This is a genomic window from Oribacterium sp. KHPX15 (assembly GCF_900107835.1).
Classification (GTDB): domain Bacteria; phylum Bacillota; class Clostridia; order Lachnospirales; family Lachnospiraceae; genus Oribacterium.
In genome coordinates this window covers 1-9,753 of the sequence record NZ_FNRG01000053.1, presented here as the reverse complement: position 1 = coordinate 9,753, position 9,753 = coordinate 1, and the positions used below count along the sequence as shown (strand labels likewise).

12 protein-coding genes are annotated in these 9,753 nt (G+C 39.6%); 10 read left to right on the top strand and 2 right to left on the bottom strand.

All coding sequences use genetic code 11. The features are described 5' to 3' along the window. The first annotated feature begins 17 nt into the window (after positions 1–17). Positions 18–458 (top strand): GatB/YqeY domain-containing protein, encoded by a 441-nt coding sequence (locus BLV86_RS16580; RefSeq protein WP_090819784.1) that lies wholly within the window; start codon positions 18–20, stop codon positions 456–458. A gap of 158 nt (positions 459–616) precedes the next feature. On the opposite strand, the gene BLV86_RS16575 is transcribed toward BLV86_RS16580, so the two are convergent. Further along, positions 617–1,786 carry an amidohydrolase family protein gene (locus tag BLV86_RS16575; RefSeq protein WP_090819781.1) on the bottom strand — a complete coding sequence of 390 codons (1,170 nt, stop codon included), beginning with the start codon at positions 1,784–1,786 and terminating at the stop codon, positions 617–619. Positions 1,787–1,797: 11 nt separating this feature from the next. Beyond that, a complete protein-coding gene (locus BLV86_RS16570; protein WP_090819778.1) occupies positions 1,798–3,111 on the bottom strand; it encodes a GntP family permease in 1,314 nt (437 codons plus the stop codon). A gap of 195 nt (positions 3,112–3,306) precedes the next feature. Here BLV86_RS16570 and BLV86_RS16565 point away from each other — a divergent pair, with 195 nt between their 5' ends. The 9 genes from BLV86_RS16565 to BLV86_RS16530 form a co-directional block, all read left to right on the top strand. Continuing rightward, a complete protein-coding gene (locus BLV86_RS16565) occupies positions 3,307–4,218 on the top strand; it encodes a LysR family transcriptional regulator (protein WP_090819775.1) in 912 nt (303 codons plus the stop codon). Positions 4,219–4,243: 25 nt separating this feature from the next. Continuing rightward, on the top strand, positions 4,244–5,050 hold the full coding sequence (locus tag BLV86_RS16560; protein ID WP_090819772.1) for a hypothetical protein: 807 nt from the start codon (positions 4,244–4,246) through the stop codon (positions 5,048–5,050). 3 nt (positions 5,051–5,053) lie between these two features. Further along, a complete protein-coding gene (locus BLV86_RS16555; RefSeq protein WP_090819769.1) occupies positions 5,054–5,770 on the top strand; it encodes an InlB B-repeat-containing protein in 717 nt (238 codons plus the stop codon). A 10-nt stretch (positions 5,771–5,780) separates the two neighbouring features. Then, a complete protein-coding gene (locus BLV86_RS16550; RefSeq protein WP_090819766.1) occupies positions 5,781–6,119 on the top strand; it encodes a GNAT family N-acetyltransferase in 339 nt (112 codons plus the stop codon). Positions 6,120–6,160: 41 nt separating this feature from the next. Then, complete coding sequence (locus BLV86_RS16545) at positions 6,161–6,898, top strand: DUF429 domain-containing protein (RefSeq protein WP_090819763.1); 738 nt, start codon at positions 6,161–6,163, stop codon at positions 6,896–6,898. Positions 6,899–6,933: 35 nt separating this feature from the next. Further along, a complete protein-coding gene (locus BLV86_RS18470; protein ID WP_278308809.1) occupies positions 6,934–7,068 on the top strand; it encodes a hypothetical protein in 135 nt (44 codons plus the stop codon). A 66-nt stretch (positions 7,069–7,134) separates the two neighbouring features. Next, a complete protein-coding gene (locus tag BLV86_RS16540; protein WP_090819761.1) occupies positions 7,135–7,662 on the top strand; it encodes a macro domain-containing protein in 528 nt (175 codons plus the stop codon). A gap of 34 nt (positions 7,663–7,696) precedes the next feature. After that, entirely contained in the window at positions 7,697–9,379 is a 1,683-nt protein-coding gene (locus BLV86_RS16535; RefSeq protein WP_090819758.1) for a hypothetical protein, read from the top strand. A gap of 21 nt (positions 9,380–9,400) precedes the next feature. Next, the coding region (locus BLV86_RS16530) for a WapI family immunity protein (RefSeq protein WP_090819755.1) at positions 9,401–9,753 on the top strand (353 nt) is incomplete at its 3' end.

Sequence of the window (9,753 nt, the reverse complement as noted above, 5' to 3'; positions counted from 1 at the left end):
GAAAGAAGGTATTTAACATGACAAAATTCGAAACACTTCAAAAGGATATGATAGCAGCCATGAAGGCAAGAGATAAGGCTAGAAAAGATGCAATTTCTTCTCTTATATCAGATGTTAAGAAAGTGGCAATAGACTCTGGATCAAGAGACAATATAGGTGACGACCTTGTGGATCAGGTGATCATTAAGTCTCTTAAGACAGCGAAAGAACAGATCGATACTTGTCCGGACGATAGAGCAGAACTCAAGGCAGAGTATCAGTTCAGATATGATGTAATCAAGGAATATGCTCCTTCTATGATGTCTGAGGATGAAATTAAGGCATTCTTGAAGGAGAAGTTTGCAGAGGTGATAGCAACCAAGAATAAGGGAGCAATAATGAAAGAAATAATGCCGGTTCTTAAAGGTAAGGCTGACGGCAAGGTGATCAATATGATAGTTGCAGAGCTCTGTAAGTGAATACCATAAATAGTAATCACATGGAATTAAAGAGTAACCATATGAGAGTTTTAAAGTTTACATAGTTTAGTAACAATAAATAATACATAAGGAGCTATCACTATAGCTTGGTTATTTTCTATAGTGATAACTCCCTTGGAGGATCAATAAAAATTTTTTTACAGATAAAAGTCCGATTGACAGTATTGTATCTCCCCACTTAGCATGGTCATCAGAGGAATGAGGATTTTCTCACAGATTATTTCATCATCGCAAAAATCTTTCTGGATATAGTGATGATCTTTTAATTTGAATACTGCAATATCCGCATAGGCGCCTTCTCTTAGGGTGCCTATTTTGTTATCCATTCCCATGAGTTTTGCAGGTATTTCAGTAACTCGCTTTATTATTTCATAGAGATCCACACCCATAGCAAGATACTTTGAGATGATAAGCGGAAGATTTTTGGCATAAGGCGGCATATTAAACTTATCAACTGTAAGATCACTGGATATGATATCGGCTAAAAATCCATCAGCGATAGCCTGTTTCGCTACTTTAAGCCCGAAGTTACCTTGTCCATTAGCAGCATCAAATATAACTCCCCGATTACGTGCTTTAAGGATACCTTCCAGAACTTTACCATTGGAATCAACAATCGTGTTTCCGGCCCCCTGATAGCAGTGACAGAATATGTCGCCGGGACGTAAACATTTAGCTAGTTCATCTGCCGGAACCGGTGCGTTGGTTGTATGAACACATACTCTTAGTTTAGTTCCAAGCTTATCATTAAGCTTATCTGCAAGTTCAACAGCGGCTTTTAGATAATCAGCCCCAGTTTCATCGGGAACCACACCTTTTGACAGACGTATCTTTAATCCTAAAATGTCGTTCCTGTTCGCATCGATGACACGTTCCATCTTTTCTATGTTATAAAGCTTAGGATTAAAGTCTTCACACAGCTTGGGATCTAACTGACCCCCACCGTAAACAGTCAGGAAGCCTTTGACACGAATAAGGGACTGGTGGATTACATTTTTGGCAAATGCTTCAAAGGTTGATGTTCCGGCACTCCCGGCATCAACGCAGGAGGTGGTTCCCTGTGCGATCATCATATCAGGATGAATGCATATGGTACTTCCTTCATGAAAAACGTGTGTATGAAAATCAATGAGACCTGGGGTTACATACATTCCTGAAGCATCGATTATCTGATAAGGCTTACATTCAACAGTTTCGTCTCCAGGAGCAACTATATGCATATTCTTTACATAGACATCTTTTACTTCATTAGTTCCGGAAGCCGGATCAATGACGTGACCGCCACGGATAACATAATCTACTTTCATCATATCTCCTGTTAAATAATACCGATAGTTCCAAGGATGCAGGCAAAGATAGCACAGCAGAACGGCATGATAGCACATGTGATAAATACATACTTATATGTATCCTTCTGTGAAGTTTTTGCAATCTGATTACAAACTACCATACCGGATGCATGAGGCATTGCATCGAAGCCTGAAGATGCGATACACACAACTCTGTGAAGCATGGAGAGATTTAAACTTGAAGCAGCAAGGTAATCGCCCATTGAACCTAAGAATATGTTAAGGCCTCCGGCTGATGAGCCAGTGATAGCGGCGATGACATTTATGGAAATGAGTGCTGTAATGAGTGGGTTAGCGTTCATGTTTACAAGAGCTGTAGTAATGCGCTCGTAAGCGGGTGAAGCAGATACAACTGCACCGAATCCCATGATGGATGATGTTGCTATGAGGGAACCAAGACCTCCTGAAGCACCATTTGAAACAACTTGTTTTACATTTAATCTGTCTTTATATAAAACACAGCCAACAATGATGGCTGCAGTCATAGCTATCGCTACAGCGTAAGTTGATGGGATTTCAGTAGTAAACTGGATTCCGAACATAAGGGCAAGGAGTACGATAATTGGTGCGAAACATGCACCGATGGAAGGTGTCTTTCCTTCATCAACAGCACTGAGATCCATTATGTCTTCACCTTCGCTTGCTACAAAATGTTCCCCGTTCTGTTTAGCTTTTTTGATCTGATAATTGAGATATAGATAAGCTGAAGCAAACATTATCACTGAACAGATAATACCGATTGTTGCTCCGGCATAGGCAGTAGTTCCAAAGTAAGTTGTGGGAATAAGGTTCTGTGTTGATGGTGAACCCGGAAGCATTGCCATACAAACGGTTACCGGACATACCATGATGGTTGCAACGATAAGTTTCTTTGGAATGTCGGCTTTCTGGAATAATGCTACTGCAATCGGATACAGTGAGAATGCGATGATGAATGTTCCGATTCCGCCGTAGGAAAGAACGAGTCCTGTAAGCATTACTACAAGAACTACTGATTTTTCACCGAGAAGCTTCAGCATTTTGTTTGCTATTCCGACAGATGCACCGCTGTCACCCATGACTTTCCCAAAGATAGCTCCAAGCATGAACAGAAGGAACCAGTTACCGGCAAAACCTGACATACCGGTCATAAATTTTTCACTTAGTGATGTAACGGGGTCCATTCCGTTAAGCAGGATCACGATCAAAGCACCTGCTAGTGAGACGATAGCCATATGCCAGTTTTTCCAGATCAGTGTAATAACACAGGCAATGGCAAGGACCAAGCTTAAAATACCTAACATTGTTTTTCTCCCTTCAATCTATAAAGATTTTATAAACTCTAAGGTCATAGTAGCACCAGTTTTTTAGAAGTTGAAACGCATAAACTCACTGATAGCTATAAGTTTATGCACTAGCAGAATAAGAATATCTTTAAGGATGCTTTTAGAAATAAATGTTAAAATTGGTAAAACACCTTAAAACAAAAGGAAATAACCATGGATACCAGACAGTTAAAGTATATTTTGGAAATCGAGAAGGCCGGCAGTATATCAAAGGCTGCTGAGAATCTGTTCATATCTCAGTCAGGGCTAAATCAGCAGCTACTGAGGATTGAGAAAGAGCTGGGAGTCACCCTGTTTGACAGGACTACCCATATGTTAAAGCTGACTAAAGCCGGTGAAGTAGTAGTCCATTATGCTGAGGATACAATTCATAGAGAGCAAAGGATGCATGATCTGTTAGATGACGTTCTACATGGCGATGTGGGAACCATCAATCTTAATCTAGCCATGGAACAGGGCATAGCTCTTTTCGCATTGGTATTTCCGATATTTCATAAACAGTATCCTAACATAGAATTATGTCTTCACGACTATACGGTAGCTGAACAATACCGACTTCTTGACGAGCAGAAGCTTGATATAGGCATGGTCATGGTAAAGCATAAGGACCGTCAGGGAATAGAATTTATCCATCTCAGGGACGAAAGACTTTTGCTTGGTATTCCTAGTTCCCACGCTTTATCGAAAGACTATACGATGGCTTCAGACGGAGATTACCCATTCATGGATCTTTCGGAGTGTAAGGAAGAGATATTTTCACTCATGTTTTCAGGGTCCACATTCCGTGAAGTGGTGGATCCGCTATTTCGAAAGGCCGGTTATGCGCCGAAGATCCTTATCGAATCCAGGAAGAACAATGTGGTCGGCCTCATGTCAGCATATGGTCTTTGCCTTACAATACTTCCTGAATCACAGGCAAAGATGTATCATGATATTAACTGGTTCAGACTGACTGATGAACCTACGTGGGAAAGCTGCCTGATATATTCGAGAAACAGACCGCCTAGGAAAGCTGGAAGGGATTTTATTGATCTCGCAGTAGAGCAAGCGAAGAATATAAGGTAAAAACGTACATCATAAAGGAGCCCCAATGTACCGTTTAGCAAACTTTAACGAAGAAAACACTGAAGAAGGCAGCGTATATCGCTACATTAGCGTAGCTGTATCGAAAACCATAATAGATTGTCTCGACGAGTATCTTGATGACACCGAAAAGTATGATGTGTTTTTTCAGTATACTTTTTCGGACAGTTTTTTTGAGGGCTTAAGCCGATATGTGTTACCGAAAGCATTATGCTTAGATGAAGGTGATGATGATGCACAGGCAGGCTATGAGTTCACTTTTTCAAAAATGAGGCGGATGAGAGAGAAGATGCTTGACCAAAATGAGTTCTATACCTTTGATGTCTTCGAAGAGATGCTACTTTACTCCATGTGTGATATCGAAGCTGCCAGATCTAGAACTGCGGCAGGCAGAAAGAAAAGAGAACTTTTTAAAGATAAGGTCGAGGCTGCCAGAGCAGAGCTCAGAGAAAAGTTTAAGCTTAATGCCAGGGATGCAAATGACTTCTCCAGAAAAATGTTCTATGCCTCTGCAATGCTTCTTAAAAACAGTGAGGATGATAATCTGATCTTCTGGGATGATGATTACGATTTTTTCTGGAAATATGGATTTATTAAAGGGATTGGCTATCTGAAATCTATGGTAGGGCAAAATGCCGGGTATGGATACAAGTATACCTGTGATATTTTCTCCGATATAGGTATTAAACTACCGCTCATGCTACTCGGTACAGAAGAAGCAAACCGGATTGCAAATGAAGAAGAAGGTAAAAGGATCAGGGAGTACATGGATGGGATCTATGGAAATATCACAGGGGGAAAGGAAAAGAATTAATTTATGAAAAGAATAACTATCATGCTGATATTACTGGTCTTTGCAACAATACTTATATCTTGCGGAAAACCAAATACTGACTCGGCAGAAACTACTACTCAAATTCAGACCGAAAGCTCTTCACTAGAAGATACAGACATATCCAAAACTGTTCTGCTTAAGATTGAGACAGAAGGATTGGGCTATGTTGCTTATGCAGAAGATGGAGAGACTCCTTATTTCGATGAGGAATATCCTGCCCAGTCGGGTTACGTGAATGCTGAGCCCGGTTCACACTTCATCATTTCGGCTAAAGCAGAAAAAGGCTGGGAGTTTAAGAAGTGGACGAAAGACGGATCAGATTTTTCTACGGATGATCAGATAGAAATTGTCGTGGACGAGCCGGTAAGCTATATTGCCTACTTTGACACTGAAGGAGCATCAGAGAAAGAACTCACGGATGAGGAGGCTTTAAAAGCTGTTAAAAACTACTGTTATGAAAGTAATCCGGATCTTTTGGATATGGAAAAATCCGGAGATTACACGATCTTTTGGGAGATAGAATCATTTGGTGATAATCAAATTGTAGTTTTGTACAGGTCATATACAGGAGCTGAGATACGTTATTACATTGATTCTGTTTCCGGTGATACGTATGTAACTGAATTTGTAAAGGGCATTACCGATAGCGAACAGCGTACTGATGAGACATTTAATGCCTGGGATTATGTGGACGAATAAGGAGCACCCTATGGATTTCAAATCAAACAATTCATGCACCTGGCTGGAAGACGAAAACGGAAACCGTATAGCGGTCCTTGAATATCCGGAAGTAAAACCCGGAATAGTAAACCTAACTCATACAGAAGTAGATCCGTCTATGAGCGGACAAGGAATAGCCGGAAAAGTAACTGAACATGTAGCGAATCTTCTTAGAGAAGATGGCCGTAAGGCAGAGCTTTCATGCTCCTACGCTATAAAATGGTTCCAGAAACACCCTGAGTATGCAGATGTTTTAGCAGATCCTGAAGCAGAAGCAGAAAAGGCAATGAACCTCGGCGGACCGGCGTGTGGTATTAAACGGCCTTAAGGCAAATATTAGTCATTATGCGCTAAAAGAAAGGCATTTACATGGATAATCGTAAAGATCTCATCTCTGAAAAAGGGAGATATATCGGAGTTGATGGTTGCAAGAATGGATGGATTGTCGCTGTAATTGATTCTGGGAAATTAAATGTTGAAAATTATGATTCTATAACGCAGATTGTAGAATCATATCCAACGTTTAACCAGTTTCTTATTGATATGGCTATAGGTCTTCAAGAATCAGCAAATGATATAAGACCAGACACTGCAGCAAGAAAAATGATTAAGCCACGTTCTTCTACGATATTTCCGGTCCCTTCACGACAGGCCGTATATAAAGACAACGAGACAGACCAGAGAAAAGCGAATATATCAATTCTTGGGAAAAGTCTTGCAAAACAATCGATGGCAATCATTCCAAAAATAAGAGAATTAGATATGTTCTTTGATAAACATCCTGGATATAAGAATGTAATCTGTGAAAGTCACCCGGAACTATGTTTTGCAAGATTGAATAATCAAGTTGTAATGAGCAAGAAGAAAGACATAGTAGGAATCAATGAAAGAATACATATATTGTCGAAGTATATAGATGTTGAAAATCATAAAAGAATAAGGAGTTTTGCAAAAACTTTACATTGTAATCCTGATGATATCATTGATGCAGTTTGTTTGGCTGTCACAGCAAGGTTGAAAGACAAAGGAAATTGTGAGACTGTTCCTGAAAAGCCGTGTATGGATGCCAAAGGATTATTTATGCAGATGGTAATCCCTAAGATATAAGTCGAGATGTCTCTATAAAGAACGGAGATTAGCGTATGACAGTAACAGAATTTCAAGACAAATACCCGAAAAAAGAAGAAAAAATCGAAGCAGCAAAAGCATTGTCTGACGCAGAAATCGATGAAATCATAGAATCTTGCGGCAATATACAAAGAAAAATTTTTCTATAGTCATTTGAAGTAAATGAATCAAATTGCCAGAAACGGTGATAAGCAAAAGTAAAGGTGGAACAAATTATGAGCAATATAGTCCTTATCCAGGAGTCAAGTGTTAACCAGAATGTAGACGCAATAGTAAATGCCGCAAACCCTCATCTTTTACAGGGCGGTGGTGTCTGTGGGGCAATTTTCAGCAGTGCTGGAAGTACTGAGCTTGCGAAAGAGTGTAGCAAGTATAAGACTCCACTGAAAGACGGCTCTGCGGTCATTACTTCGTCATGCAGAATGAAGAATTGCAAGGCAATAATTCATGCCGTGGGTCCTGATTTCAGAATAAAGAAGGATGCTTTCAAAGAATTGTTTGAAGCGTATTATAATTCAATGACTGTATTAATGGAAAATGGCTATCATAGTATTTCATTTCCTTTGATAAGTTCGAGTATTTTTGCAGGGGATCTGAAGCATCCGGTTGCTGAATCTACAAAACAGTGTAAGCGGGCATATAAGAAGTTTACAGAAGATTATCCGGATTATGATATTGATGTTAAAGTCTGTGTGTTCAGCCCCAAGGATTGGGATGAGGCTAAAACAGAGTTTGACAGCTGATTAAATAGTTAAATCATAAAGGAAGCATACGCTTATGAGAGCACCTTTCAACAACCAATTCTTCCAGGATCAGTTTAATGATGACTTTATTGAAAGCATAGATCCTATAGACATTGAACGTAAAAAAGAAATTGCGGGCATTATGCTACAAGATCTGATGAATCGTCAAAGCGGCAATGTGGTTGCACCAGATACCACAGGTGTCGGTTTCTATTTTCTGATGAATTTTATCACTCCTGAAATGTCCTGTGATTTTGCCCTGATCGAGCAGGACTTCCTCAAAAACTGCCGAAGTAAGCTTGATGAATTCCGTCAGGCAGGCTGGTACGGGGATAAGTCATTTAGGACAAACAAACCAAATGATGCATTGCAGAACTGCGTCTTAAGGCTTATCTATAATGGTGCAAAGCTTGGCGATGAATACTGCCTGGAACTGATAAAGAATCTCTATAAGGTATACCATAAAAGAGAGTATAACAGGCTCAAACGGTTCCAAACAATCAATTCAGATGAGATCCTTTCACTTTCAGAAGATGATATTTCCGGAAATTTGTATGCTACGGCAGGTCGTATAGTTTCAATGTGCCAATTTCTGGGTATTGAGCTACACGAAAACAGTTCATTTATCTATAAGCTACTTAATAACGGCCGGGAGGAGTTCTTAGCAGAAGAAGATGAAGATACGGATTTTGAATATTTCGATGATGAGCTCTTCAATGATTGTTCTGACAAGGTAAACGAGTGGCTGAATGAGCTTGCAAAAAAGAATATTCCACACAGAAAAAAGATCAAAAAATACCTGGAAACATCTGACTTTATCGGTATGTGCATGAGACAACATGGTTATGTTGAGGACTATCCGAACCTCTGTCTTGAAAACGACATGGGTCTCAGAATGCAGATGATACGTACGCTTGCAATGTTAAAGACTTGGAAGCCGGATAAAGATTTCACCTTCGAGGAGGTTCAGTTTTACACAAATATATATGAACTTTCAGCTGCACTGACTGATGTGGCAGACTGCCTGGATTATGAAGTCGGATATCTTATCGGAGATGAGATAGATGAGATAGACATTAAGGAAGCTCTTTTTAATCCGGCCAATATGACTGTTAATGTCAGAAATAGGAAACCGGAAAAGAAGCCTGTCACAAATGTTGCTCCGGTAAGTAAGGGTGATGTGACGGCAGATGATTACCTTGCCGAGATTGCTGAGCTCCGGAAAAAGTTAAATGAAAAAGAGCAGGAAAACAAATATCTCAGGGAGATGTATAGAAGTGCAAAGCATTCTTCTGAGGAAACTGAGGGACTTGTTAAGAAATATGAGGCTGAACGTGATGAGTTGATTGCACTTCGGGAGTATGCATATAACTCAGAACATAAGGATGACGATATAGAAGAAGCAAGGCTTCCGGATATGGAGAAAGCAATAGCTGATAAAAAGATCGTCATAATCGGAGGTCATGTGAACTGGCAGAACAAGCTTAAAAAGCTATTCCCGGAATGGCTTTTTGTTGCCACAGATGCTTATAAAACCGTAAACAGTGGAATGCTGGAAGATAAGGACAAGGTTTATTTTTATACAGATTACATTAGCCATATCAGCTATAAAAAGTTTATTGCAATAGTGAGGGAAAAGAACATACCATTTGGATATATAGGTTCAATCAATATTGGCAGCGTAGTGGCTCAGATTTATGGGGATATAGAGAGGTAAAATCGGTATTTGTGAGGAAAAATGTACAGAATAGAGACAGACACATTCATATTAGAGCTTATTCCTGAGATTTATTTAAAGGACTTTGCATATCCTGTAAATGTAACGCTAGGCGTGAAGGTTTCAAGTTATGGCTATTCAGCTTATACATTTATGGACGTCGGTGTTCAGGATATAGCTGAATTTGCTGTTCAGCTGAAGAATCTCTATGAAACACTGTCAGGTGAGTCAAGACTGGAAGAACTATATAGTGTTCACAATTATATTGTATTTATCGCTGAACCGAACGGTCATATCAAAGTCACAGGATGCTTGAACAATAAAAACGCTTTTGGATATACACAGGAAATAAATTTTGAAAACGAGATTGATCA

Coding starts and splice junctions, on each gene's coding strand:
- BLV86_RS16580 (WP_090819784.1), top strand. CDS start 18: ATGACAAAATTCGAAACACTTCAAAAGGATATGATAGCAGCCATGAAG.
- BLV86_RS16575 (WP_090819781.1), bottom strand. CDS start 1,786: ATGAAAGTAGATTATGTTATCCGTGGCGGTCACGTCATTGATCCGGCT.
- BLV86_RS16570 (WP_090819778.1), bottom strand. CDS start 3,111: ATGTTAGGTATTTTAAGCTTGGTCCTTGCCATTGCCTGTGTTATTACA.
- BLV86_RS16565 (WP_090819775.1), top strand. CDS start 3,307: ATGGATACCAGACAGTTAAAGTATATTTTGGAAATCGAGAAGGCCGGC.
- BLV86_RS16560 (WP_090819772.1), top strand. CDS start 4,244: ATGTACCGTTTAGCAAACTTTAACGAAGAAAACACTGAAGAAGGCAGC.
- BLV86_RS16555 (WP_090819769.1), top strand. CDS start 5,054: ATGAAAAGAATAACTATCATGCTGATATTACTGGTCTTTGCAACAATA.
- BLV86_RS16550 (WP_090819766.1), top strand. CDS start 5,781: ATGGATTTCAAATCAAACAATTCATGCACCTGGCTGGAAGACGAAAAC.
- BLV86_RS16545 (WP_090819763.1), top strand. CDS start 6,161: ATGGATAATCGTAAAGATCTCATCTCTGAAAAAGGGAGATATATCGGA.
- BLV86_RS18470 (WP_278308809.1), top strand. CDS start 6,934: ATGACAGTAACAGAATTTCAAGACAAATACCCGAAAAAAGAAGAAAAA.
- BLV86_RS16540 (WP_090819761.1), top strand. CDS start 7,135: ATGAGCAATATAGTCCTTATCCAGGAGTCAAGTGTTAACCAGAATGTA.
- BLV86_RS16535 (WP_090819758.1), top strand. CDS start 7,697: ATGAGAGCACCTTTCAACAACCAATTCTTCCAGGATCAGTTTAATGAT.